This is a genomic window from Bacillus cereus group sp. MYBK101-2 (assembly GCF_051918845.1).
GTDB lineage: Bacteria > Bacillota > Bacilli > Bacillales > Bacillaceae_G > Bacillus_A > Bacillus_A paranthracis.
The window spans coordinates 12,957-39,671 of the sequence record NZ_JBQAIE010000015.1; the positions used below are offsets into that span (position 1 = coordinate 12,957).

Consider the following 26,715-nt stretch of genomic DNA (forward strand, 5'->3'; position numbering starts at 1 on the left):
AAATATTCAGATTGGATGTATCTTATATATATGTCAAATGCCCGCAAATATTTTTAAAAATAAGAAAAAGTAACCTTTGCAGAAAATATAACAAAATAAGCCCTTTCATTTACATCCGACATTTTTCTACTTTATAATGACGTTATGTGTGTTTCATCTAGTTAATTTTTGACACACTAAGAAAAGTGAATGAAAGGAGATGAGAGTTTTGCACGAAACAACGCAAGAGCTCGCAAACTGGCAGTATTATTTTGCTATCGCAGTCTTTTTAATTACATATGCCATTATTATTTCTGAAAAAATTAATCGCGCTGTCATCGCACTTCTTGGTGCAGCACTCATGGTAATTATGGGGGTTGTTGATTTACACAATGCCTTTACGAAACATATTGAATGGGGGACGATTACACTACTCATCGGTATGATGATTTTGGTGAACATTACGAGTAAATCGGGCGTCTTCCAATACGTTGCCATTAAAGCAGCAAAAGGAGCGCAAGGAAATCCAATTAAAATTTTAATTTCACTTTCCTTACTTACTGCACTTGGTTCCGCGTTTTTAGATAACGTTACAACTGTACTTCTTGTTGTTCCAGTTACTTTATCTATTACGCGCATACTGCAAGTAAATCCTGTCCCTTATTTACTTTCTGAAATTATTTTTTCAAACATTGGGGGAACAGCAACATTAATTGGTGATCCACCTAACATTATGATTGGTTCTGCCAATAAGCATTTAGATTTCAATGCTTTCTTACTAAACTTAGCGCCAATCGTAATTATTATCATTGGTGTGACAGCGACAATACTTTACTTCATGTACCGCAAACAATTAATCGCTGATCCTGTACAAGTTAAAAAATTAATGAGTTTAGATGAAAAGCAATATATTAAAGATCCAATATTAATGAAAAAATCTTTAACAGTGCTTGGACTTACAATTGTAGGTTTCATGACTCATTCCATTTTCCACGTTGATGCAGCTATCATCGCTTTAACTGGTGCTACTGTACTTATGTTAATCGGTGTGAAAGAACATGAAATTGAAGAAGTGTTCGCAAGTGTAGAATGGGTAACAATCTTCTTCTTCGCAGGACTATTCGTACTCGTTGGAGGACTTATCGATATCGGTCTTATTAAAATGTTAGCTCAAAAAGTAATTGGCATAACAGGCGGAGATATTTCTTACGCATCTATCCTTATTTTATGGGTATCTGGTATCGCCTCTGCAACAATTGATAACATTCCATTCGTTGCAACAATGATTCCTCTTATTAACGATATGGCTGTCGGATTAGGTTTATCACCTGCTGACGCACAAATCGACGTATTATGGTGGGCATTAGCATTAGGTGCTTGTCTAGGCGGAAACGGAACATTAATCGGCGCTTCTGCTAACGTAATTGTCGCAGGTATCGCAAGCCGCGAAGGACATAAATTTAGCTACATGGACTTCCTTAAAGTCGGTTTCCCGATTATGATCGTTTCATTAATCATTTCTCATATTTATATTTATGTACGCTACCTTATGTAGCACAAAAAGCGCTCTGATAACCAGGGCGCTTTTTTCATTACACATATTTAAATTAAACTTACTCGTTATACCTCACCGGCTCATTTCTGATAATGAACAAGTGAATCGGCAAGAACACTGAAAATGTGATGACATGAATAATCGTAAATAATATAGAGTTCGTTCCATATCTGTCTAAAATAGCGTAGATAAGATAAATAGACAACACAATGGATACAGCTGTTGCTATTAAATATAAAATTGGTACGAAATTAAAAATAAAACATGCGACATATATGCCGAATACTTTCCATCCTGCTTCTTCTTTCAAGAAATCTGGTAATTTATCTTTCGCTAAATCACCCCATATTTTACTATTTAAAAAAGGAATAAATGCTAGAACTCCATCCGTTGCACCGTCATTTTTCGCCATCGTATACAGTGCAAAAGCCGTTAACAAATACGCAATAACTGCCCAAATCAATATAACAAGAATAAACGCAAAACTAAGAGCAAAGAAACCTGCTAGTAAGCCTTGATCTTCCATCTTATCCTCTCCTCTCTACTCTCAACATATTTCATTGCATTGCAAGTTATGTTTTAAAATTCAACCAAACTCTCTGTATAATAATAGGAGTAAGATAATAAGAGAGGAGAACAACCGATGCATCCATTTGTAAAAGCATTACAAGAGCATTTCATAGCTCACAAAAATCCGGAAAAAGCAGAACCGATGGCACGTTATATGAAAAATCACTTCCCATTTCTTGGTATTCAAACACCTGAAAGAAGACAATTATTAAAAGACGTCATCCAAATACATACTCTCCCAGATCCAAAAGACTTCCAAATTATCGTACGTGAGCTGTGGGATTTACCAGAACGAGAATTTCAGGCAGCCGCACTCGATATGATGCAAAAATATAAAAAGCATATAAACGAAACGCATATCCCCTTCTTAGAAGAACTTATTGTAACAAAATCTTGGTGGGACACTGTCGATAGCATCGTCCCTACATTTTTAGGTAATATCTTTTTACAACATCCAGAATTGATTTCTGCCTATATTCCAAAATGGATTGCATCAGATAACATATGGTTACAACGCGCCGCTATTTTATTCCAGCTAAAATATAAACAAAAGATGGATGAAGAACTTCTTTTTTGGGTTATTGGACAACTACATTCTTCGAAAGAATTTTTCATTCAAAAAGCGATTGGATGGGTCCTTCGTGAATATGCAAAAACAAAGCCCGATGTCGTTTGGGAATACGTGCAAAATAACGAGCTTGCCCCGCTCAGCAGGCGTGAAGCAATTAAGCACATTAAACAAAATTACGGAATAAATAACGAAAAAATAGGCGAGACTCTATCATAGATAGACGCGTTCCTCTATTGAGATTTAAAAAAGAACGTGTTAGAATATGTTCATTATTATTAATATAAGTAGCGATGACGGACTTATAAGTACTTGCACAAAAAGCGATTCAGGGATAGTGAAAGCCTGAAGCCGCAAGGAAACGGCAGTCTCGAGCAATACGTGATAAAGTGGATGCACCTTTTGTGTATCAACTAGGGTGGAACCGCGGGCAAACGCTCGTCCCTAGGCAATTAAGCCTTGGGATGAGCGTTTTTTTATGTTTTTCAAAGCATATACTGCTCGTTTCACAAGTTACCTGAGCACGTCATCGCCAATACGTTAACTTTCAAAAGGAGGATTTTCTTATGTATTCAATGGAACAAGTAGTAAACTTAGCGAAACATCGCGGTTTTGTTTTCCCTGGTTCTGAAATTTACGGTGGTCTTGCAAACACTTGGGATTACGGTCCACTTGGAATCGAATTAAAAAATAACGTTAAAAAAGCTTGGTGGAAAAAATTCATTCAAGAATCTCCATACAACGTTGGTTTAGACGCAGCTATTTTAATGAACCCAAAAACTTGGATCGCTTCTGGTCACGTTGGTAACTTCAACGATCCAATGATCGACTGTAAAAAATGTAAAGCGCGTCACCGTGCAGACAAATTAATTGAAGATGCATTAGATGCAAAAGGCATCGAAATGGTTGTTGATGGTCTTACTTTCGACCAAATGGCTGACTTAATGAAAGAACATGAAGTAAAATGTCCTGATTGCGGTAGTGAAGAATTCACTGAAATCCGTCAGTTCAACTTAATGTTCAAAACATTCCAAGGTGTTACAGAGTCTAGCACAAACGAAATCTTCCTTCGTCCAGAAACAGCACAAGGTATTTTCGTAAACTTCAAAAACGTACAACGCTCTATGCGTAAAAAGCTTCCATTTGGTATTGGCCAAATCGGTAAGAGCTTCCGTAACGAAATCACACCTGGTAACTTCACATTCCGTACACGTGAATTCGAACAAATGGAACTTGAATTCTTCTGTAAGCCTGGTGAAGATTTAGAGTGGTTCGCATTCTGGCGTGAAACTTGTAAGAACTGGTTACTTTCACTTGGTATGACGGAAGAAAGCATGCGTCTTCGTGACCACGGTGAAGAGGAATTATCTCACTACAGTAACGCAACAACTGACATTGAATTCAAATTCCCATTCGGTTGGGGCGAACTATGGGGCGTTGCATCTCGTACAGACTTCGATTTAAAACGTCACATGGAACACTCTAACGAAGACTTTAACTATATTGATCCACAAACGAATGAGCGTTACGTACCGTACTGCATCGAGCCATCTTTAGGTGCTGACCGCGTAACATTAGCGTTCTTATGTGATGCATATGAAGAAGAGCAATTAGAAAACGATTCTCGTACAGTTCTTCGTTTCCACCCTGCTTTAGCACCATACAAAGCAGCGATCTTACCATTATCTAAAAAGCTATCTGAAGGTGCTACTGAAGTATTTGCAGAACTAGCTAAAGACTTCATGGTAGACTTTGACGAAACTGGTTCTATCGGTAAACGTTACCGTCGTCAAGACGAAATCGGTACACCATTCTGTATCACTTATGACTTCGACTCAGTTGAAGACAAAGCTGTTACAGTACGTGACCGTGACACAATGGAACAAGTTCGTATGCCAATTAGCGAACTAAAAGGTTTCTTAGAGAAGAAAATCCAGTTCTAATTATAAGAAAAAGAGGCTGCTCTAATGAGCGCCTCTTTTTTTACTTTTCACGTTTTTCTTTAATTGCTACTGTACATCTTGAAATACATAATAAATCGTCATTCTCATCAATGATACGTACATCCCAAACCATCGTTGAGTTTCCTCTATGTATCGGTGTTCCGATCGCTGTTACAATTCCATCTTTCTTTGAGCGAATATGATTTGCATTAATTTCTAAACCGAAACAAATACATTTTTCTTGATCAATTAAATTGTATGAACCAACGCTTGCTACTGTTTCCGCCAACGCAACAGAAGCACCACCATGTAAAAATCCAAATGGCTGATGCGTACGCTCATCTACGGGCATTGTAGCAACCACCTTATCTTCTGTCATCTCTAACAACTCAATTCCAAGTGAATCCATTAAAGTTTTTGCCATATCGTTTCCCCCTTCTCTTGCTTTAATAAAATGTATAATTTTACCTATTTATTTTCAAACTACTTATAACACTTATATAAGGAGGTTTCACCTAAATGAAACAGAAATTTTGTATATTACTGCTTATGTGCTCCTTGCTGACTATTGTACCAAATTGTGCACTAGCAGCCAAAGCATCTAACCTGACAATCGATGTTCAGACTGTCACGCAAAAAGGTAAGAAACCTTATATAGAATATCAAATTAACAGACCTTCTTTTCATAACTTTTCCGATTCTAAATTTCAAAATAAGCTCAATTTCTATTACAAAAAATCTACTGACAAATTTAAAACCAAATTAGAAAAAGACGCAAAAAAATATTATAAAGAAACAGAAGGGTCAAGTATACCATTTCATCCATACGTGGCGAATGTTGATTATAAAGTCTCTTTAAATAAACCACCTTTTCTTAGCCTATATTTGAATTACTATCAATATACAGGCGGAGCACATGGTCTTTATACGTGGAAGGCAAACACATTCGATTTAAACGAAAAAAAGTTACTACACTTAGACGATTTATTTCAACAAAAAGATGCATACAAAGAAGTAATTCGTGCTGAGATTGTAAGACAAATTAAACAAAATGAAAGTATTTATTTTCCTGATGCATCTGAAAAAGTCATGAGCACGAAAAAGTTCCACTTCTTTTTAGAACCGGACAATCTCGTCATTTATTTCCCTTTATATGAGATTGCCCCTTATTCAAGTGGAATTCCGCAATTTCGTATTCCTTATACGTTGTTAAGAGACTATTTGAAGACTTCTTATCAAAATATTTTAATTGACAACAAGTAAATCTTTTCGCTACGATAATGTTAACCTAAAAACAACAGGAGGTTAACATTATGAGGAGATTTCATGTTTTAGATTTAGCATTAGCTGCCATGTTCGTCGCTCTTATGGCCATTGGTGCAAATATTGTATCTTGGGCACCATTCCTGCAAGTAGCGGGCATCCCATTATCTATGCAACCATTTTTCGCAATTTTAGCAGGGCTTCTTCTTGGAAGTAGACTTGGTGCATTATCAATGACTGTTTACATGCTCGTTGGAGTAGCAGGTGCACCAATCTTCGCTAACTTCAAAGCTGGATTTGGAGCACTTTTAGATCCTACTGGTGGTTTTATTATCGCATTTATTATCGTTGCTTACGTATCAGGAAAACTAGTAGAACAAAAAGAACGACCGACATTCAGTACATTTGCAATTGCTTCGTTCACAGGAATCATTTTAACGTATATTATCGGTACTACTTACATGTACGGGGCAGTCAATCTCTTCATGGGTGGTAATATGAGCTATAAAGCTGCTTGGATGATTATGATGTGGTTCGCAGTAAAAGATATTGCATTTACCATTATCGGTGCTATTATCGCACCTCGTATATACTATGCTGTACGTCGTTCAGCTTATCAGCATTCTCATTCGACGATTTCATAAGAAAAAGGAGTTGTTCCAGTAGGAACAACTCCTTTTTTATATTAAGACTCTTGATTCGCTTGTTCTTCTAAAATTTTCTTCATCATCGTAACCATGTCATCACGTAATTCTGGGTGTTGCAGTGCCATTTCGATTGTTGTTTGAACAAATCCTAACTTTTCACCTACGTCGTAGCGCTTTCCTTCGAAGTCGTAAGCGAATACACGTTGAATTTCGTTTAAACTTTGGATAGCATCTGTTAACTGAATTTCGCCACCAGCACCAACATGTTGCTGATCTAAGAACATGAAGATTTCAGGTGTTAAAACGTAACGTCCCATAATTGCTAAGTTTGAAGGTGCTGTACCTGCTGCTGGTTTCTCAACGAAATTGCGAACTTGGTAACGACGTCCTTCCTGCTCTAACGGATCGATAATTCCGTAACGGTGTGTTTCATCTTCTGGAACCGTTTGTACGCCAATAACAGAAGAAAGCGTTTTATCATATTCTTCAATTAATTGACGTAAACATGGTTTTTCAGCTTGAACGATATCATCACCTAATAAAACAGCGAATGGCTCATCACCAATGAATTTACGCGCACACCAAACAGCGTGACCTAATCCTTTTGGTTCTTTTTGACGAATGTAGTGAATGTCTACCATTTTTGAAGAAGCCTGTACTTTTTCAAGTAACTCATACTTTTTCTTTTCTAATAAGTTTTGCTCTAACTCAAATGCATTATCAAAATGATCTTCAATAGCACGCTTCGTTTTACCAGTAACGATAATAATATCTTCGATTCCTGATTTTACTGCTTCTTCTACAATGTATTGGATAGTTGGTTTATCAACAATCGGTAACATTTCTTTCGGCATCGCTTTCGTTGCTGGTAAAAAACGTGTTCCTAATCCAGCTGCTGGGATTATCGCTTTTCTTACTTTTTTCATCACAAAATACCCTCTCTCCTGTCGGAATTAATAGCAATCATTTCCTACATAAAACAAAAGGGAGATTTCGCTCCCTTTTGTTCCTTACTACTTAAAATTACTTTATATTATAAACGATTCATAATATCTTCTTTAATAGTAAGTAACTTTTGTTCACTATTTTGTAAAGAATTATCTTGAACACCGAAGTAGAACTTAATCTTCGGTTCAGTTCCAGATGGACGTAGGCAGAACCAAGAACCATCTTCTAATTGATATTTTAACACATTTGATTTCGGTAAGTGAATCTCTTCTTTATGTCCATCTTGTAAAGATGTAATAATGCTTGCTTTATAGTCTTCAACTGCTACAACTGTTAAGCCCGCTACTTCTTTCGGAGGATTTTCACGGAATGTTGCCATCATTTCTTGGATTTGTTCCGCTCCATCTTTTCCTTTTAGCGTTAACGATACAAGATCTTCACGGAAGAAACCGTATTTCTCAAACACTTCTAATAGACCATCATATAACGTTTTACCTTGTGATTTGTAGTACGCAGCTACTTCACATGCAAATAGAACAGATTGTACTGCATCTTTATCACGGCAGAATGGACGGATTAAATAACCATAGCTTTCCTCATAACCGAATTGGAATTCGTATTGTCCGCTTTCTTCATACTGTTTAATTTTCTCACCGATAAATTTAAATCCAGTTAACGTATCAACTGTATCTAAACCGTATGCTTTCGCGATTGTACGACCAATTTCAGACGTTACGATTGTTTTTAATACAACACCGTTCTCTGGTAGCGTTCCGTTTTCTTTTTTTTGAGATAATAAGTAATCAAGCATTAATGCACCTGTTTGGTTACCAGTTAATACTTGGAACTCACCATCGTGATTACGAACTGCTACACCAAGGCGATCTGCGTCAGGATCCGTTGCGATTAACACATCTGCGCCTACCTTCTCACCTTCACGAATTGCATATTCAAATGCTGCATGCTCTTCTGGGTTCGGCGATTTTACTGTAGAGAAGTTCGGATCTGGTAACTCTTGCTCTTTTACAACTGTTACATCTGTAAATCCAACTTCTTTTAAACCACGGCGTACAGAAATATTTGATGTTCCGTGTAGTGGTGTGAAGACGATTTTTAAATCTTTGCCGGCCTTTTCCACCATTTCTTTATTAATAATGACATTGTTCAATTCTGCAGCATATGCATCATCGACTTCTTGTCCAATAATATGTAATAAACCGTCAGCTTTTAATTGCTCCACATCAGCAACCTCAACTGTTAATTCATCTTCCACTGCGTTTACGTAGCTAATTAATTCATCAGCTTCTTTCGGAGGCAACTGTCCACCATCTTCACCGTATACTTTATAACCGTTATATTCAGGCGGATTATGACTTGCAGTAAGAACGATTCCACTCACTGTATGTAAATGACGAACTGCGAAAGAAAGCACTGGCGTTGGACGTAAGCTTTCAAACACATATGTTGTAATGCCGTGTGCACCTAGTGTAGCAGCAACTTCCATTGCGAACTCAGGTGATTTATGACGAGAATCATACGCTACAACAACACCACGCTTCTTCGCTTCTTCACCTAACTTTTCAATAAACTCCGCTAATCCTTGTGTCGCTTTACGAACTGTATATACGTTCAGACGGTTCGTACCAGCACCAAGTTCACCACGCATACCACCTGTGCCGAATTCTAGATTTTTATAAAAGCTGTCCTCGATTTTTTTCTCATCTTGCTTCATGTTTTCTAACTGTTCTTTTAGTTCTGCATCTAACTCTGCATATGAAAGCCAGCGACTAAATTCTTGTTTCCAGTTCATACTTCTATCTCCTCTCGCTTGTCATACCTTTATTATATGAAAAAAACAACCTGTATCTCAATATTTTTTACAATCTAACAGGATTTTACTAGGAATATTTGTATACACTATGATTAAATACTCCACTAAAGGGAATGAGGATTATGCAAGAATGGGGCTTGTCAGAAGAGCTCAAAATACAAACAAAGCAAATGATTGAAATTGCTGAAAAAGAATTATCAATTATGAGGCAGGCAATTGATAAAGAAGATGAATGTATTTTGTGCAAGATGGAAGATATTCATCATATGTTAGCAAATGTACAAACACTGGCAGCTACATACTATATTCAAGCGTATTTATCACCTTATACAGAAAGCTCACAGTTCATTACAACAGCTGTTCAACATTTAAGTGCCAGAAAACATGGTGCTCTTATTGTTGTGGAACGAAACGAGCCACTTGAATCTTGTATTCAAACTGGAACAACATTACATGCTCATTTAACCGCACCACTGCTCGAATCGATTTTTTATCCAGGGAACCCTCTTCATGACGGAGCCGTTCTCGTTAAAAATAACCATATTGTTTCTGCTGCTAATATTCTTCCATTAACGAAAAGCACAGAAGTTGATCCTGAACTAGGGACACGTCACAGAGCTGCAATTGGCTTATCAGAAAAAAGCGATGCCCTTATTTTAGTTGTCTCTGAAGAAACGGGCCGCACTTCCTTTGCTTTAAACGGGACTTTGTATACAATTTCTCTATAAAGTAAAATTACATCGGCCGTAACACTATATATCAATAAAAAAGGCTGTTCCAAAATGTAGGAACAGCCCTCTCTTACGATCTTATTCTTCGCCGAAACGTTCAACAAGCGTTGCAAGTGTACGTACCATTGCACCTGTCGCTCCAGCTGGTCCTAAATCATGCGCTCCTGATGATTCAGATGTTCCAGCGATGTCTAAATGTACCCAAGGTGTATCTTCAGCGAATTCACCTAGGAATGTACCTGCCATAACCGCATGTCCTTCGCGGCCTGGTGAGTTATTTAAATCAGCAAACTTACTGTTTCTCACGCGTTCTTTGTCACGATCAAAAATCGGTAATTGCCAAATTGATTCATCTGTTTCCATAGATGCCTCTAGCACTTGCTCGAATAACTCTTCATTGTTTGTCATTGCACCTGTCGTATGATTTCCAAGTGCAACAATTACACCACCTGTCAATGTCGCAACATCAATTAGATAGTTTGCACCTAATTTTTTCGCATACGTAATACCGTCAGCTAATGCTAAGCGACCTTCTGCATCTGTATTTAATACTTCAATTGTTTTTCCGCTCATAGATGTGATTACATCGTCTGGCTTAAATGCGGTACCACTTACAACGTTATCTGTTGATGGAATAACAGCGATCACATTTTGCTCTGGGCGAAGTTCACCGATAATTTCCATCGCACCTAATACAGCAGCCGCACCGCCCATATCACCTTTCATACCGACCATGCCTTCACGTGGTTTTAAAGAATAACCGCCTGTATCGTATGTGATTCCTTTTCCAACGAATCCAATAACATCTGTCCACTCTTCTTTTCCTTTATAAATAAGAGCGATCATTTTTGGTGGCTCTACACTACCTTGGTTTACTGCAAGTAATGCGCCCATACCAAGCTCTTCCATCTCTTCTTTCTCAAGAACTTTATAATCCATATCATACTTTTCCGCTAACTCAACAGCATACTCAGCAAGCTTTGTTGCTGTTAATACGTTTGGCGGCATATTTACAAGTGTACGAGCTGAATTTGTTGCACGTCCATGTACGTAGCCAACTGTTAATGCAGCTTCAATTTCTTGTGTATCTTCCGCTGTAATAGCCGTGAACTTCTCTAGCTCCACACGATCCTTTTTATCTGATTTATACGTTTGTAACTCATATGTACCAAGGCCTTGTACTTCTGCTGCGATATGAGCGACATCAATCGCGTCTAATTTCTCTGTTACGAAAGAATCAAGCAAGATTGCTGCGTCTTGTACTTTTGCTGCTTGCAATGTTTTAAATGCCTTACCAAGAGCTGCACGTAATGTTTCTGTCGTATAAGATTCTTTCTTACCTAAACCAACGAAATAATAGCGTTTCACATTTGTTTTTCCTAAACTATGTACTTTTGAAATAGCTTTCTTCTTCGTAGAAAGTTCTTTCTCTTCTAATAAAACTTGTAATTGTCCTTCAAACGCTTTGTCCAGTTCTTGTACAAAACTACTCGTTTGCTCTTCTTCAAATAAGGCAACAATCAGCGCTTCATGGCTTCCTAATTCTTTTTGTACGTGAAACATGTTCAGACCCCCTAAATTTCTCTACTCTATCTTTATTATAACTTTATTTTCGATAAAATGCGACAATTCTAACTTCTGTTACATCCTATATAACATAAAAAAAGTCTAGCGTACTTACCACTAGACTATCTTTGTTTTAAATATTGACCACGAAACACTTGCATCGTTTCATCTTGATTTAACATCGTTAACTCTTCTTCTGACAACTTACCATTTCCTAGCTTAACTATATACACATTTACTTTTTTCTTACCCCATTGGCTATAAACATCTTTCACTGTATCATAATACAAATCAAGACGGTTTCCTTTTATTGCACCGCCCTTATCAGCTACTACACCATACCCATAACCTGGTACGAATAAAATTGTTCCAATTGGGAACACGCGTAGGTCCGCTGCGATTGTGGAATATAAATCCCGTTTCGCCTTAACACCTGAATATGTAATACCATACTCCGGATGTCCCGGCCTCTTACCAGTTGACTCAATTCCCGATGTATAACCTGTTGCAGTCATTTCAATTGAACGATATTTAGACCAGTCATTTGCCTGCTCTAAAGCATTTATCACTTCTTTACTCGGAGCAACATTTCTCTTAACTTCTGCTGCATGTACTTCTTTTGCACTCGTTCCCTCATATTTCTTTACAATCTCTAATAAAGAAACTCCTGTGAAAGCATTCCATGTTACGCATAATGCAATTGCAAGTAAACAAGTCATCATAATGCGAATACAATATCGTTTTAACATTTTTATATTCCACACTCCTTCATCGTTAATCATTCCCTATACGATGAAAGAATATGCAAAAAAATAATCTCCAATTGCATTGGAGATTAAAACATTTGATATCCGCTTTTCCGAAGTTTCTTAATAACGATTCCCGCTAAAGCAGCACCAATCAATCCAGTAGATAAAATAAACACATCTGCTTGTCCTAAATGCGATACACTTGTCCCAAATGAAGAGAATGTTTCTTTTGGCTTTGAAAAATAATCCCACATACTCGCCTTATTAATAATAAGCATACAAACAATCGGATATACAATAACCATTACCCATGTCGCTCGCAATATCATATTAAGTAAAAATCCAATTCCAAAAAACAAAATGAAAAATAACATCATTGAAATAAGTAATACCGGTATACTCACTCTTTCTCCCTCTCCTTCGTATGTGCCGTAAATACGTGATAGGCTGTATAACCAAACTGCTCTCCTGGATTTAATGTTTTGTCCATTTCAAGATGTAATTCTGATTGTCTTTCTAACAAATATGTAATAAGTACAGACGTATTTGGATCGTCCGCAATCGTATCTGGATGTAGAAACGCTACTTCAGACAATTCCTTCTCCTGTACAATAATCTCTTCCCCTTCAGGCTCCAAAAGGAAAATAATCATATTATCACTAATCTCATTGCGAATCACGCCCGATCTAACACCAATGATCCCCTTCACATGAGCGACAATACCTGTCTCTTCTAACACTTCACGTTTCACAGCTTCATCAACGGTCTCACCTTCATTTACAAAACCAGCCGGTAAAGACCATTTCCCCTTTAACCCACTGTATTTCTTCTTAACGAATAACCACCTGCCATCTTTTGTAGCTACTAGACCACTGACAGCTAACCATACTTTTCCTCGCTTCTCCATGATGCCATACCCTCCTCTATTAGAACGGACAGAATATTCTTTCTTTTTTATATATTATACTATATTTTTTAAATGAAAAAAGCAGAAACAGCTCTTAGCCGTTTCTGCTTTCTCTACTATATATTAAAAGAACTTTAATTTACCTTTTTTAAGAACTAATAAAGGTCCACCTAATAAGAATAGGTAACGGTTATCGATCACTTTCTTCATGAAGGAAGCTTTCCAACCTGTTAACTTTTTGCCCATAACAACGCCCATTGCATCGTCATGACCTAAAGAACATACAGATCCTTTATTGTCGAATACGAATTTCTTCATTTCGCCTTTACCACGAACTAACACAGTTAAGTTGTGCGCAATGTTGTAACCTTGTTGAATTGCGATCTGTGCTGTTGGTGGGTATGGACGGTTAATTTCTTCGTTAATGATTAACGCTGCGTCACCAACCATGAATACATCTTCGTATCCTGGAGCGTGCATGTACTCATCAACTTTTACACGTCCGCGCATTGCTTCAAAGCCAGACTCTTCCACAATACCGTTACCACGAACACCTGCAGCCCAAACTACTGTTTCAGACTTAATTAATTCAGTATCATCACCGTTTGCAACGATAATACCTTCTTCAGTTGCTTCTTTAATTGCTGTACCGATGCGGAATTCTACGCCTTTTTTCTCAAGTTGTTTCACAGCGTATTCTACTAATGCCGGATCGAAACCTGGAAGTGCTGTTGGAGCAGCTTCTACACAGATAATACGTGCTTTTTCACGTGGTACATTGTACTGTTTGCAAAGTTCAGGAACACGGTTTGCAAGCTCACCTACGTACTCGATACCAGTAAATCCAGCACCACCAACAACGATTGTTACTAACTCATCGCGCTTTTCAGTTGCATATTTAGCGAAACTAGCTTCCATATGCTCACGAATTTGACGAGTTGCATTAATGTTAGCGATTGAGAATGCATGCTCTTTTAATCCTGTAATTCCGAACGTTTCTGATTCGAAACCAAGACCGATTACTAAGTAGTCATATTCTAACTCGCCATCTTTTAAGATAATACGTTTTTCAGCAGCTTTAATTTCTACTACTGTGTCTTGTACAAAGTTCACTTTATTTGTATCAATAACGTCTTGAATATCTAGACAGATTTTTTCATCTTGTAATGTACCAGCTGCGCTCTCGTGTAACCAAGTCGCTTGGTAGTGATAGCTGTTGTTGTTTACTAACGTAATTTCAGCTTCATTTACAGATAATGCTTTTTGCAGACGAACAGTCGTAATCATCCCGCCATAACCTGCACCTAAAACTACGATTTTTGGAGTCTTCACCAAATCACAACCCTTTTCTTTATATAATAGTAATAAAAAATAATACCAAGTACTAAAAACTCTATTTGTCAAGAATGTGGAATTTATCACATTCTATATCATAACAAAACGCAGTCAAAAAATCGTACGAATTTTGTCATAGAAATTTAACATAATACTTCCCTATATTAGTCGGTTTTATTCCAGAATTCAAGCGTCTGGAGAATTATCAATATTTTAAAATAACATAGCGTTTTCAAGGGTTTTTCAGCCTTTTTTTCATGTATTTTCCTTTCTGTATATTTTATACAATGTAAAAAACATCTATGCGAAAACTTACACACAATTCAGTCGTTTTCAGAAGTATTATGAACTCAAATATGCTATCATTTATTTGAAAGTGTCATCATTTGCAGGATTTTCGTGTACATATGAACAATATATGAAATCAATATCAAAATTCCATCTATAGGGGGAATGAAAGTGGCAGAAAATCAAAAAGTTTACGACATAACGATTATTGGTGGTGGTCCAACAGGACTATTCACAGCATTTTATGGTGGTATGAGACAAGCAAGTGTAAAAATTATTGAAAGCTTACCTCAGCTTGGAGGACAATTATCCGCGCTCTACCCTGAAAAATACATTTATGATGTAGCCGGATTCCCGAAAGTGCGTGCACAAGAGTTAGTTGATAACTTAAAAGAGCAAATGAAGAAATTTGATCCAACCGTTTGTTTAGAAGAAGCTGTTGATACGCTTGAGAAACAAGCTGACGGTATATTTAAACTTGTTACAAATAAGCAAACTCACTATTCTAAATCAGTAATTATTACTGCTGGCAATGGTGCTTTCCAACCACGCCGCTTAGAATTAGAAGGAACAGCAAAGTATGAAAAGAAAAACTTACATTATTTCGTTGATGATATGAATAAATTTGCTGGTAAGCGCGTCGTAGTATTTGGCGGCGGCGATTCAGCTGTTGATTGGGCAATGATGTTAGAGCCAATCGCTGACAAGGTTACAATCGTTCATCGCCGTGATAAATTCCGTGCGCATGAACATAGCGTAGAAAGCTTAATGAACTCTCGTGCAGAAGTAAGTACACCGTACGTTCCAGTAGAACTCATTGGTGATGACAAAATTGAACAAGTCGTTCTTCAGCATGTAAAAACGGAAGAAAAAATTATCATCGATGTTGATGATGTAATCGTAAACTACGGCTTCGTTTCTTCCCTTGGCCCAATTAAAAACTGGGGCTTAGATATACAAAAAAACAGCATTCTCGTGAATTCGAAAATGGAAACAAATATTCCTGGCATTTACGCTGCTGGTGACATTTGTACATATGAAGGAAAAGTAAAACTCATTGCTTGCGGCTTCGGTGAAGCACCAACAGCAGTAAACAATGCAAAAGCTTACTTCGATCCAAACGCAAAACTTCAACCGATGCATAGCTCTAGTATGTTTTAATATACAAAAATAAAGCTCCTTCCATGTATGGAAGGAGCTTTTCTTTATATATCAAAAACAAAAGCACAATGAATCCGATACAAGATCGAACTCATCGTGCTTTTGACCTAAAAAAGAATTATTGTTTTCTTCTTCTACCTAATATGAATAATACTCCACCAACTAAGAATGAAATTCCCGCACCAACTGACATCATCAATGGAGATGTTGCCCCTGTTTTCGGTAATTCTCTTTCTACTTTTACTTGCGGCTCTTTAATTAATTTTTCCAATCTAACTTCTTGATTTTCTGGTTTCACCTCTGGCTCTTTCGGATCCTCTGGTTTCACTTCCGGCTCTTTCGGATCTTCCGGTTTCACCTCCGGCTCTTTCGGATCCTCTGGTTTCACTTTCGGCTCTTTCGGATCTTCCGGTTTCACTTCCGGCTCTTTCGGATCCTCCGGTTTCACTTCCGGCTCTTTTGGATCTTCCGGTTTCACCTCTGGTTCTTTCGGATCTTCCGGTTTCACCTCTGGTTCTTTCGGATCTTCCGGTTTCACTTCTGGCTCTTTTGGATCTTCCGGTTTCACCTCTGGCTCTTTCGGATCTTCCGGCTTCACTTCTGGCTCTTTCGGATCTTCCGGTTTCACCTCTGGCTCTTTTGGATCTTCCGGTTTCACTTCTGGTTCTTTCGGATCTTCCGGTTTCACCTCTGGTTCTTTCGGATCTTCCGGTTTCACTTCTGGCTCTTTCGGATCTTCCGGTTTCACTTCTGGCTCTTTCGGATCTTCCGGTTTCACTTCTGGTTTTTTCGGATCTTCCGGTTTCACTTCTGGCTCTTTTGGATCTTCCGGTTTCACTTCTGGCTCTTTCGGCTTAATTGAGACTGTTGGTTCAAGCGGTTGATTTATTCCGTCATCAACAATCGCTCTATTCACAATTTCTTCACCGGCTTTTTCTTTTACTTTCACTTTAAAAGTAATGTTTCTTTCTTTTGTATCTATAATATTTTCGTACTTTGCAGTTAGCTTTCCATTCTCTACTTTTACTTCTATTGCGTCTTTGGCTTTTACGCTATTTTTCACATACTCTAATCCAGTTGGTAATTGATCCTCAATTTTCACCTCTGCTAGTTTTCCGTTTTCTACCGTATTTTTAAAGCTAATTCGGTATTCGACCTCTTCTCCTAGCTTCGGTTCTTTATTACTTACTTCTTTTTTTGCGTCAAGCATACCATCTTTATACTGCGGTGTTATTGAAACAATCGGTTCTTCTGGTTGGTTTATTGTATCTCCCACAATCGCCGTATTCACGATATCCTCACCAATTTTAACCGTTTCTTTTACCTTCGCTTTAAAAATAATACTCCGTTCTTTCATATCCGCAATGTCTAGATATTTCGCGATTACTTTTCCAAACTCCACTTTTAACTCTACTGGATTTGGCTCAGCACCTTCAAATCTAAGACTATCTTGCACGTATTCTAAACCAGCTGGAATTTCATCTTCCACCTTTACCTCAGCTACTTTTCCGTTTTCTACCGTATTTTTAAAGCTAATTCGGTATTCTACTTCTTCTCCTAGCTTCGGTTCTTTATTACTTACTGCCTTCGTTGCTTTTAACTTACCAGCTTTATATTCTGGCTTTATTGTCGCTGTCGGTTCTATAACTGGATGGTTCGGATCGTCCACATGAATAATCGCTTTATTTGTTATTTCCCCTCCAACTTTTACTGTTTCTTTTACCTTCACTTTAAAGATGATACTTCTTTCTTTCGTATCCGTAATTTTTGGATACTTCGCTGTTACTTTTCCATTCTCTACTGTAAGCTCTGTTGGTACAGGCTTATCACCTACAACCTCCAGGCTATCTTTCACATATTCTAAACCGGCTGGAATTTCATCTTCAATTTTTACATCAACTAATTTCCCGCCATCTACTGTGCCGTTAAAAGTAATTCGATATTCGATTTCTTCCCCTAGCTTCGGTTCATGATTACTTACTTCTTTCCTTGCCTCTAGTTTCCCATCTTTATATTGTGGCGTAATTGGTATAAGTGACTCAACTGGCGGAGTCGTTGGATTATGATCATCAACAATCGCCTTGTTTACAATTTCTTTTCCTACTTGTACCGTTTCTTGTACTCTCACTTTAAAGATGATGCTTCTTTTTTTCATATCCGTAATTTCTGGATACTTCGCTGTTACTTTTCCATTCTCAACTTTAAGTTCTACTGGATGTGGTTCCGGCCCATCCGACTTTATACTATCTTGTACGTATTCTAAACCGGCTGGAATTTCATCTTCTACCTTTACCTCAGTTAGTTTTCCGTTCTCTACCGTATTTTCAAAGCTAATTCGATATTCTACTTCTTCTCCTAGCTTCGGTTCATGATTACTTACTGTTTTTTCTGCTTGTAATGCACCATCTTTATATTGAGGCACAATAGAGATATTCGGTTGCTCTGGTGGGTTTATTGTATCTTCCACAATCGCCTTGTTCACAATCTCTTCGCCTACTTTAGCTTTTTCTTTCACCTTCACTTTAAAGACAATGCTTCTCTCTTTTGTATCCGTAATTTCTGGATACTCTGCAAGAACAATTCCGTTTTTCACTTTCACATGCAACGGTTTCGGATTCTCTCCCTCAGCTCTTTCACTACCTTCTACAAACTCTAAGCCATTTGGTAATTCATCCTTAATCTTCACCTTTGCTACTTTTCCATGCTCAATTACGTTACGGAATGTAATTCGATATTCTACTTCTTCTCCTAATTTTGGAGCTGGATTATTTACTGTTTTATCAGCTTTTAATTTTCCGTCTTTATACTCTGGTGTAATAATCGCTTCTGGTTTTTGCGGAGGATTCTTCGGATTATCATCATCCACAATTGCCGTATTCACGATTTCCTTACCAACTTTTGCTGTTTCCGTTACTTTCACCTTAAAGCTAATACTACGCTCCGCTGTATCAGTGATATTCTCATACTTCGCTGTAATTTTCCCAGCTTCTTCTTTTAACTCTACTGGATTAGGTTCATTACCTTCTGATTTTAAACTATCCTTCACATACTCTAAACCAGTTGGTAATTGATCCTCAATTTTCACCTCTGCTAGCTTTCCGTTTTCTACCGTATTTTTAAAACGAATTTGATACTCTACTTCTTCTCCTAGCTTTGGATCCTTTTTACTTACCTTTTTATCGGCTTTAACTTTACCGTCTTTATGCTGCGGTGTAATATCTACTTCTGGTCGCTCTGGTGGATTTTTTGTATCATCAACAATTGCTTTATTTACAATTGCTTTGTCCACTTCAACTGAATCTTTCACCTTCACTTTAAAGATAATACTTCTTTCTTTCGTGTCAGTAATATTTTCATACTTCGTGGTAACCTTACCAGCTTCTTCTTTCAACTCTACTGGCGCCGGCTCATCACCTTCTGCTTTTAGACTATCTTTCACGTATTCTAAGCCAAACGGAATTTCATCTTCTATCTTCACCTCTGCCAGCTTTCCATCTTTCACCGTATTACTAAATGAAATGCGGTATTCAATTTCTTCTCCCAGCTTTGGATCTTTTTTACTTACCTTTTTATCAGCTTTAACTTTACCATCTTTATATTGAGGTGTAATTTTAGCTGTCGGTTCAATTATAGGGTGATTTGGATCATCCACATGAATAATCGCTTTATTTGTAATCCCCTTACCTATTGCAACTGAATCTTTCACCTTTACTTTAAAAGCAATACTTCTTTCTTTCGTATCAATAATCTCTGAATATGTTGCGATTACCTTGCCATTTTCTACTTTCAACTCTACTGGTTTCGGCTCGTCACCTTCCGCCTTTTCACTGCCTTGTACAAACTCTAAACCAGCTGGAATTTCATCTTCTATCTTCACCTCTGCTAGCTTTCCGTCCTTCACCGTATTATTAAAAATAATTCGATATTCGATTTCCTCTCCTAGCTTCGGTTCGTGATTACTTACTTCTTTTCTTGCCTCAATTTTCCCATCTTTATATTGCGGTGTAATCGGTACATAAGGCTCTTCTGGTACATTCTTTGTATCATCCACAATCGCCTCATTTACGATTTCTTCTCCCACTTTTACGCTTTCTTTTACCTTCGCTTTAAAGACAATGCTTCTTTCCTCTGTATCTGTAATTGCTGGATACTTTGCTGTTACTTTTCCATTCTCAACTTTAAGTTCTACTGGTTTCGGTTTAGAACCTTCTGCCGTGATGCTGCCTTCTACATACTCTAAACCTTTTGGTAATGTATCCTTTATGTTTACCTCTGCTAGTTTCCCGTTTTCTATCGTGTTTTTAAAACGAATTCGGTATTCTACTTCTTCTCCTAGTTTTGGCTTATGATTATTCGCCACTTTCTGAGCAACAACTTTACCGTCTTTATATTGCGGAGTAATTTCCACATAAGGTTCTTCTAGCTCATTTTTTGTATCTACTACGATTGCCTTATTGACAATTTCCTTACCTATTTCTGCCTCTTCTTTTACTTTCGCTTTAAAGACAATGCTTCTTTCTTTCGTATCCGTAATTTCTAGATACTTTGCCATTACCTTGCCGTTTTCCACTTTCAGTTCTACTGGATCCGGTTTAGAACCTTCTGCTTTCACACTGTTCTCCACATACTCTAATCCAGCTGGAATTTCATCTTCTACTTTAACCTCTACTAGTTTTCCGTTTTCTACCGTATTTTTAAAGTTAATTCGGTATTCTACTTCTTCTCCTAATTTCGGCTTCTTATTATTTACAAATTTCTCAGCTTTCAGCTTACCGTCTTTATATTCTGGTGTAACCGTTACTTCTGAAGTCGTTGGATCTTTCATATCATCAACAACTACTTTATTGACAATGCCGTCACCAACTTTGAAATCTTCTTTTACTTTCGCCTTAAAGACGATACTTCTTTCTTCTGTATCCATAATCTCTGGATATTTAGCAATTACTTTTCCATCTATCACTTGCAGTTCTACCGGCTCTGGCTTAGCTCCTTCTGCTTTCACACTATCTTTTACATACTCTAGGCCATTCGGTAAACTATCTTCTATTTTCACCTCTGTTAGTTTTCCGTTTTCTACCGTGTTTTTAAAGCTAATTCGGTATTCTACTTCTTCTCCTAACTTCGGTGCTGGATTATTTACTACTTTTTCCGCTTTAACTTTTCCATCTTTATGCTGCGGAGTAATTTCTGCCCTCGGTGTTTCCGGCTCATTTTTCGTATCATCAATAATTGCTTTATTGACGATTTTTTTACCGACTTTCACTTCATCTTTTACTTTCACTTTAAAAGTGATACTTCTTTCTTCTGTATCTGTAATCTCTGGATACTTCGCCATTACCTTACCATTTTCCACTTTCAATTCTACTGGATCCGGCTTAGAACCTTCTGCTTTCACACTATTTTCTACATACTCTACACCTTCTGGTAAAGTATCTTTTATTTTTACCTCTGCTAGTTTTCCGTTTTCTACCGTATTTTTAAAGCTAATTCGGTATTCTACTTCTTCTCCTAACTTCGGCAATAAATTATTTACTACTTTTTTCGCTTCAAGTTTTCCGTCTTTATGCTGCGGAATAATTTCTACTTTCGGTGTCTCTGGCGGATGTTTCGTATCGCTCACAATTGCTTCATTGACAATTGTATCGTTCACGTTACCTTTTACTTTCACTTTAAAGGTGATACTTCTCTCTTTTGTATCCGTAATCTCTGGATACTTCGCCACTACCTTACCGTTTTCCACTTTCAATTCCACTGGATCCGGCTTAGAGCCTTCTGCTTTTAAACTATCTTTTACGTACTCTAATTCATTTGGTAAATCATCATTTATTATTACCTCTGTTAGCTTTCCATGTTCTACCGTATTTTTAAAGCTAATTCGGTATTCGATTTCTTCTTCTAACTTCGGTGATGGGTTATTTACTACCTTTTTCGCTTCAATTTTTCCGTCTTTATACTGAGGAGTAATTTCTGCTTTTGGGTTAATTGGATCATGTTTCGTATCATCAACAATTGCTTTATTGACGATTTTCTCACCAACTTTTACTTCTTCTTTTACTTTTACTTTAAAAGTAATACTTCTTTCTTCTGTATCCGTAATCTCTGGATACTTCGCCAGTACCTTCCCATTTTCCATTTTCAACTCTACTGGATTTGGTCCGGCACCTTCTGCTTTCAAACTATTTTCTACATACTCTAAACCTTCTGGTAACGTATCTTCTATTTTCACCTCTGCTAGTTTTCCGTTCTTTACCGTATTTTTAAAGCTAATTCGGTATTCTACTTCTTCTCCTAACTTCGGCGTTTCATTATTTACGCTTTTCTTTGCTTTCATTTTTCCGTCTTTGTGTAATGGCGTAATTTTTGCTTCTGGCTCTTTTGAATCTTTCGTATCATCAACAATTGCCTTATTGATGATTTCCTTGCCTACTTCCGCTTCTTCCTTCACCTTTACTTTAAAGACGATACTTCTTTCTTTCGTATCCGTAATATTTTCGTATTCAGCGATAACTTTTCCATCTTTCACATGTAACTTTACTGGAGCTGGTTTATCGCCTTCCGCTTTTTCACTACCTTTTACATACTCTAAACCATTAGGGATTGTATCTTCTATCGTTACCTTTTCTAGTTTTCCGTTTTCTACCGTATTCTTAAAGCTAATTCGGTATTCCACTTCTTCCCCTAGTTTCGGTGTTGGATTATCTACTATCTTAGTCGCATCAATTATCCCATCTTTATGTTGTGGAGTAATTCTTTCTTCCGGCTCAATTGGTTGATGTTTCGTATCATCAACGATTGCTTTATTCACAATTTCTTTGCCTACTTCTGCTTCTTCCTTCACTTTTACTTTAAAGACAATACTGCGTTCTTTCGTATCCGTAATATCGATATACTTAGCTTTAACTACCCCAGCTTCAACTGCTAATTCCACTGGTCCCGGAGCTTCCCCTTCAGCCTTAATACTATTTTCTACATATTCAAGACCTTTTGGGATCATATCTTCTACTCGCACCTCTGCTAGTTTTCCATTCTCTACCGTATTATGAAAACTAATTCGATATTCGATTTCTTCTCCTAGCTTTGGCTTTTCATTATTAACTACCTTTGTAGCAGCAATTTCACCTTTTTTACTTTGCGGTGTAATAACAACTTTTGCATCCACAGGATCATGTTTCGGATCTTTTGCAATTGCTTTATTTACAATTGCTTCTCCTACTTTTGCCGAATCCTTTACTTTCACTTTAAAAACAATACTTCTTTGTTCCATATCCGTAATTTCTGAATATGTTGCAGTTACTTTGCCATTTTCCATTTTTAGTTCTACTGGCTCTGGTTTTATACCTTCTGCTTTCAAACTATCTTTCACGTATTCAACACCTGCAGGCAACGTGTCTTCTATCATTACCTTTTCTAGCTTTCCGTTTTCTACCGTATTATGAAATGTAATGCGGTACTCCACTTCTTCTCCTAGTTTTGGTGTTTGATTTGTTACGCTTTTATCTATGGTTACTTTACCGTCTTTATAACCTGGCGTAATCTTTTCTTCTGGATGCTCAGACTGAACATTCGGATCGCTCACAACTGCTTTATTAACAATTGTTTCTCCTGCTTTTGCTTCTTCTTTTACTTTCACTTTAAAAATGATGCTTCGCTCTTTCGTATCCGTAATTTCTGGATATTTTGCGATGATCTTACCATTTTCTACTTTTAACTCTACTGGATTTGGTCCAGCACCTTCAGTTCTCTCACTACCTTGAATAAATTCTAAGTTAGCTGGAATTTCATCTTCTATTGTAACGGCCTCTAGTTTTCCGTTTTCCACCGTATTGTTGAAGCTAATTTGATACTCAAATTCTTCTCCTAGCTTCGGCTTCTTATTTGTTGCTTTTTTCTTTGCATCAATCTTGCCGGCCTTATGCTGCGGTGTAATCTTTTCTTCTATATTCTTGGGTGGATTTGTTTTATCACTAACAATTGCTTTATTAACAATTTCTTCACCAATTTTTGCAGTTTCTTTTACTTTTGTTTTAAAAACAATACTTCTTTCTTCCATATCCGCAATTTCTGGATACTTTGCAATGATTTTTCCATTTTCAAATTTCAGTTCTACTGGCTCTGGTTTTTCACCTTCTGCTTTCAAACTATCTTTCACATACTCAAGACTACCTGGTAACTCGTCTTCAATCGTCAATACATCTAGACGTCCATCTTTGACTTTATTTTTAAATGTAATACGATACTCTACCTCATCACCTAACTTCGGTGATTTATTAGAAGCTATTTTTCTCGCTTCTATTTCTCCAGGAACCTCTTTTGGAATCGTAACCGTAACATTTGCATCGTCTTCACTCTCATACTTTATCTCGGCACTATCTTGTCCCTTTACAGCAACGACGTTTTTTACTGTTGTATCTGATTTTATAGATTCTTTCACTTTCACCTTAAATGTAAGAATGGCACTTTCACCAGGCTTTAAAACACCACCATCTTTAGCATCTGCCCCTTCACCAATACGGAAATCAATTTGATTATTTACAAACTCTGCTTCATCATCGCTTGCATCATCTGTTTTTTGTCCTCTATTGCTACCAGTAACATATTGAATTGATCCCGGGACATACTCTAATCGATCATCTAATTTATCAAAGCCTTTTACATTAGATACCGGCGCTTGATTGTTCTTCGTATCATTTTTCACTTCAATTTTGTACGTAATCTCTTCGCCAGCTTTAACTTCCTTAATTTCTTTTCCGGTACTATCTAATGCCTTTTTATCTACTTGTAAGTTTGGAGCATTATGTTCTGTAACGAATGTGGCGTTGTTTAGTACGTAAATATCACCAGTAGCACCATTTGCTCTAAAACGCATTTTTGCTTCTTTTAAATCATTTTTCACTTGAGTAGGTCCTTCGAAATGGTACGTATGAATATCTGTACTAAATGAATTTGTCCAATCCGGATTATATCCTGGATATTTTTTTGTAACAAATTCATTCGTGCCGTCTACTTGAACTTCTGTCATAGATGAATCATTCGCGTCATTGTCTTTACCGTTAATATTTTTTATCTTTATATATCCAGCACCAAAATCATATTCTCCATAATCATATGCATATCCATCTTTCTCAGCTGGATCACCTTGTGATGAAAAATAACTAAATTTCGCCTTAAAAGCACCTTCTTTTGGTGTGTTTATTTTATTAACACTAACATCCGTCCAAGCTGTACTTTTTTGAGAAACTAACCCTTCCCAAATTTTCATATCTTTTACGGTTTCTTTATAGTTTTCATAAACTAATATAAGATTCCAGTTGCCCCAGTAGTAGCCACTACCCTTTTCAAATTTAATTTGTGGTACATTCGCAACTGTTACCGTTTGAGAAATACCTTGCTGTGCAATTACATTTGTTACATCTGCATATGCGACATAACCAGCACCACTACCTGAGTAATTAGAAATATAAGGTAAATAATCCGCTTTGCGTATGCTATCAGCACTTACTTCAGCGTATTGCTTATTTCCCATTTTCATTTTGACTGGTTGCCTTACTTGATCCTCAGTAACTTTTCTATCAGTAATATTTCCTGGTACCCCCATTGCTGCTGTCCAAAATAGGTAGGCCTTTTTCACTTTACTTCCAGCGGGAATAGTAGGAAAAGCTCCTGTTGACGAATTAAAGGTACTATTATCGTTATCAACGTCCACAGTCATTTTATTCGTCTTATACCCCATACTTTGTCTGCCATAATGATCAGTTGTCAAACCAAGTGTTACATTACCAGTCTGTACTAAATTTCCAGGAGCAATTGTAGAATACAGAGGATCTCCAAACCCTTGCTTATCCCCTACCTGAATTTGAACCTTTGAAGCATTCTCTGACGCAGCTTGTACTTCTGCATTACTCTGCTTTGCTGCCCCTTTTTCTGGCTGTTTCTCAGCTTCAGTTACTGGTTGCTTTACCAGTTCTGTTTTTGATGTAGATTTATTTTTATCTTCTACAGATACTTTTAGCTTTTCATCAACTTTTTTAGTTATACTATCAGCTGATGGACCTACTTCTTTCTTACTACTGTCAGGCTCATCATCAGCATTAGCTTCTACCTTTTCTTCAGAGGGAATCCCTTCCACATCAACGGACATGCTCCCTATTTGTACTTGATCTTTTTGCACACTAATCTTTTGTTTGTACTCTTTATTAAACTGCTGCGTGCGACTAGCTTTTATTAACACCGTCATTTTTTCATGTGATTTTAAATCTTGAATTTTAAGATTAGAAGAAAGAAGCTTTCCTCCCTTATCTTTTTCTTCTACATAGAAATCAGCCACTTTATTTTCAGGTAACTTCTCTCCATTTACTTTCACAGATTGCGAGAGGAACGTAATTTCATTTTCATTACTTTGTTTAAGCACCAATTCTTGAATTGGTGTATCTCCCGTATTTTCAATCGTATATTGAAATACGTGCTCCCTCTCAGCTACTTCTCCCCTATATATTTCAGCATTTACTTGCTCTGCCTTAATTCTTACATCATTTCCTTGTAACTCATCCCAGCTCTTCTTATGTATCTCTGCAAAAGCACTAGGTGAAGGCAAGGTGATGGATAGGAGAAGTGCGATTATTGTTACGACATTAAAACACTTCAACGATTTCTTCATATTATTTACCTTTCTCCTTC

The 26,715-nt window shown here is 37.2% G+C and carries 17 protein-coding genes; 7 read left to right on the forward strand and 10 right to left on the reverse strand.

Annotated features, from left to right (window positions below; genetic code table 11):
- The first annotated feature begins 208 nt into the window (after positions 1-208).
- Positions 209-1,534, forward strand: coding sequence for an ArsB/NhaD family transporter (locus tag ACTFSI_RS22400; RefSeq protein WP_000545223.1), 1,326 nt, complete (start codon positions 209-211; stop codon positions 1,532-1,534).
- A 58-nt stretch (positions 1,535-1,592) separates the two neighbouring features.
- Here ACTFSI_RS22400 and ACTFSI_RS22405 read toward each other — a convergent pair whose 3' ends face one another.
- Complete coding sequence (locus tag ACTFSI_RS22405) at positions 1,593-2,060, reverse strand: hypothetical protein (RefSeq protein WP_000390057.1); 468 nt, start codon at positions 2,058-2,060, stop codon at positions 1,593-1,595.
- Positions 2,061-2,177: 117 nt separating this feature from the next.
- On the opposite strand from ACTFSI_RS22405, the gene ACTFSI_RS22410 reads away from it, so the two are divergent.
- Positions 2,178-2,891, forward strand: coding sequence for a DNA alkylation repair protein (locus tag ACTFSI_RS22410; protein WP_000553293.1), 714 nt, complete (start codon positions 2,178-2,180; stop codon positions 2,889-2,891).
- 347 nt (positions 2,892-3,238) lie between these two features.
- Positions 3,239-4,615 (forward strand): glycine--tRNA ligase, encoded by a 1,377-nt coding sequence (locus ACTFSI_RS22415; protein ID WP_000287154.1) that lies wholly within the window; start codon positions 3,239-3,241, stop codon positions 4,613-4,615.
- A gap of 40 nt (positions 4,616-4,655) precedes the next feature.
- Here ACTFSI_RS22415 and ACTFSI_RS22420 read toward each other — a convergent pair whose 3' ends face one another.
- Positions 4,656-5,039: a hotdog fold thioesterase gene (locus ACTFSI_RS22420; protein WP_001140611.1), complete on the reverse strand. Its 384-nt coding sequence runs from the start codon at positions 5,037-5,039 to the stop codon at positions 4,656-4,658.
- A gap of 95 nt (positions 5,040-5,134) precedes the next feature.
- Here ACTFSI_RS22420 and ACTFSI_RS22425 point away from each other — a divergent pair, with 95 nt between their 5' ends.
- Both ACTFSI_RS22425 and ACTFSI_RS22430 read left to right on the forward strand, forming a co-directional pair.
- Positions 5,135-5,878, forward strand: a complete 744-nt coding sequence (locus ACTFSI_RS22425) for a DUF3298 and DUF4163 domain-containing protein (protein ID WP_000810315.1) — start codon at positions 5,135-5,137, stop codon at positions 5,876-5,878.
- A 50-nt stretch (positions 5,879-5,928) separates the two neighbouring features.
- On the forward strand, positions 5,929-6,522 hold the full coding sequence (locus ACTFSI_RS22430; RefSeq protein WP_001252165.1) for a biotin transporter BioY: 594 nt from the start codon (positions 5,929-5,931) through the stop codon (positions 6,520-6,522).
- A gap of 41 nt (positions 6,523-6,563) precedes the next feature.
- Here ACTFSI_RS22430 and galU read toward each other — a convergent pair whose 3' ends face one another.
- Both galU and ACTFSI_RS22440 read right to left on the reverse strand, forming a co-directional pair.
- The gene (gene galU, locus ACTFSI_RS22435) at positions 6,564-7,451 is read right to left on the reverse strand and encodes a UTP--glucose-1-phosphate uridylyltransferase GalU (RefSeq protein ID WP_044791680.1); all 888 of its coding nucleotides are present in this window, start codon (positions 7,449-7,451) and stop codon (positions 6,564-6,566) included.
- A gap of 107 nt (positions 7,452-7,558) precedes the next feature.
- A complete protein-coding gene (locus tag ACTFSI_RS22440) occupies positions 7,559-9,283 on the reverse strand; it encodes a phospho-sugar mutase (protein WP_001104182.1) in 1,725 nt (574 codons plus the stop codon).
- A gap of 143 nt (positions 9,284-9,426) precedes the next feature.
- Here ACTFSI_RS22440 and cdaS point away from each other — a divergent pair, with 143 nt between their 5' ends.
- Complete coding sequence (gene cdaS, locus ACTFSI_RS22445; protein WP_001158738.1) at positions 9,427-10,032, forward strand: sporulation-specific diadenylate cyclase CdaS; 606 nt, start codon at positions 9,427-9,429, stop codon at positions 10,030-10,032.
- A gap of 81 nt (positions 10,033-10,113) precedes the next feature.
- Here the strand turns inward: cdaS and pepA are convergent, their stop codons facing one another.
- The 5 genes from pepA to ACTFSI_RS22470 all read right to left on the reverse strand — a co-directional run bounded on the left by pepA (position 10,114) and on the right by ACTFSI_RS22470 (position 14,589).
- Positions 10,114-11,598, reverse strand: a complete 1,485-nt coding sequence (gene pepA, locus ACTFSI_RS22450; RefSeq protein WP_000469183.1) for a cytosol aminopeptidase — start codon at positions 11,596-11,598, stop codon at positions 10,114-10,116.
- A gap of 125 nt (positions 11,599-11,723) precedes the next feature.
- Positions 11,724-12,350 carry a 3D domain-containing protein gene (locus ACTFSI_RS22455; protein ID WP_014481775.1) on the reverse strand — a complete coding sequence of 209 codons (627 nt, stop codon included), beginning with the start codon at positions 12,348-12,350 and terminating at the stop codon, positions 11,724-11,726.
- Positions 12,351-12,436: 86 nt separating this feature from the next.
- On the reverse strand, positions 12,437-12,754 hold the full coding sequence (locus ACTFSI_RS22460; protein ID WP_000027014.1) for a YuiB family protein: 318 nt from the start codon (positions 12,752-12,754) through the stop codon (positions 12,437-12,439).
- On the reverse strand, positions 12,751-13,257 hold the full coding sequence (locus ACTFSI_RS22465) for an NUDIX hydrolase (protein ID WP_000415311.1): 507 nt from the start codon (positions 13,255-13,257) through the stop codon (positions 12,751-12,753). The genes ACTFSI_RS22460 and ACTFSI_RS22465 overlap by 4 nt, the downstream gene beginning before the upstream one ends.
- A 123-nt stretch (positions 13,258-13,380) precedes the next feature.
- Positions 13,381-14,589 carry an NAD(P)/FAD-dependent oxidoreductase gene (locus ACTFSI_RS22470; protein WP_014481776.1) on the reverse strand — a complete coding sequence of 403 codons (1,209 nt, stop codon included), beginning with the start codon at positions 14,587-14,589 and terminating at the stop codon, positions 13,381-13,383.
- A 462-nt stretch (positions 14,590-15,051) separates the two neighbouring features.
- Here ACTFSI_RS22470 and ACTFSI_RS22475 point away from each other — a divergent pair, with 462 nt between their 5' ends.
- Positions 15,052-16,041: an NAD(P)/FAD-dependent oxidoreductase gene (locus tag ACTFSI_RS22475; RefSeq protein WP_138320852.1), complete on the forward strand. Its 990-nt coding sequence runs from the start codon at positions 15,052-15,054 to the stop codon at positions 16,039-16,041.
- Positions 16,042-16,159: 118 nt separating this feature from the next.
- Here ACTFSI_RS22475 and ACTFSI_RS22480 read toward each other — a convergent pair whose 3' ends face one another.
- Positions 16,160-26,695 carry an isopeptide-forming domain-containing fimbrial protein gene (locus ACTFSI_RS22480; RefSeq protein WP_440045649.1) on the reverse strand — a complete coding sequence of 3,512 codons (10,536 nt, stop codon included), beginning with the start codon at positions 26,693-26,695 and terminating at the stop codon, positions 16,160-16,162.
- Between the last annotated feature and the right edge of the window lie 20 nt (positions 26,696-26,715).

Bases quoted from the DNA above. Each gene is read 5' to 3' on its own strand.
- ACTFSI_RS22405 (WP_000390057.1), bottom strand. From the start codon at position 2,060: ATGGAAGATCAAGGCTTACTAGCAGGTTTCTTTGCTCTTAGTTTTGCG.
- ACTFSI_RS22410 (WP_000553293.1), top strand. From the start codon at position 2,178: ATGCATCCATTTGTAAAAGCATTACAAGAGCATTTCATAGCTCACAAA.
- ACTFSI_RS22415 (WP_000287154.1), top strand. From the start codon at position 3,239: ATGTATTCAATGGAACAAGTAGTAAACTTAGCGAAACATCGCGGTTTT.
- ACTFSI_RS22420 (WP_001140611.1), bottom strand. From the start codon at position 5,039: ATGGCAAAAACTTTAATGGATTCACTTGGAATTGAGTTGTTAGAGATG.
- ACTFSI_RS22425 (WP_000810315.1), top strand. From the start codon at position 5,135: ATGAAACAGAAATTTTGTATATTACTGCTTATGTGCTCCTTGCTGACT.
- ACTFSI_RS22430 (WP_001252165.1), top strand. From the start codon at position 5,929: ATGAGGAGATTTCATGTTTTAGATTTAGCATTAGCTGCCATGTTCGTC.
- galU (WP_044791680.1), bottom strand. From the start codon at position 7,451: ATGAAAAAAGTAAGAAAAGCGATAATCCCAGCAGCTGGATTAGGAACA.
- ACTFSI_RS22440 (WP_001104182.1), bottom strand. From the start codon at position 9,283: ATGAACTGGAAACAAGAATTTAGTCGCTGGCTTTCATATGCAGAGTTA.
- cdaS (WP_001158738.1), top strand. From the start codon at position 9,427: ATGCAAGAATGGGGCTTGTCAGAAGAGCTCAAAATACAAACAAAGCAA.
- pepA (WP_000469183.1), bottom strand. From the start codon at position 11,598: ATGTTTCACGTACAAAAAGAATTAGGAAGCCATGAAGCGCTGATTGTT.
- ACTFSI_RS22455 (WP_014481775.1), bottom strand. From the start codon at position 12,350: ATGTTAAAACGATATTGTATTCGCATTATGATGACTTGTTTACTTGCA.
- ACTFSI_RS22465 (WP_000415311.1), bottom strand. From the start codon at position 13,257: ATGGAGAAGCGAGGAAAAGTATGGTTAGCTGTCAGTGGTCTAGTAGCT.
- ACTFSI_RS22480 (WP_440045649.1), bottom strand. From the start codon at position 26,695: ATGAAGAAATCGTTGAAGTGTTTTAATGTCGTAACAATAATCGCACTT.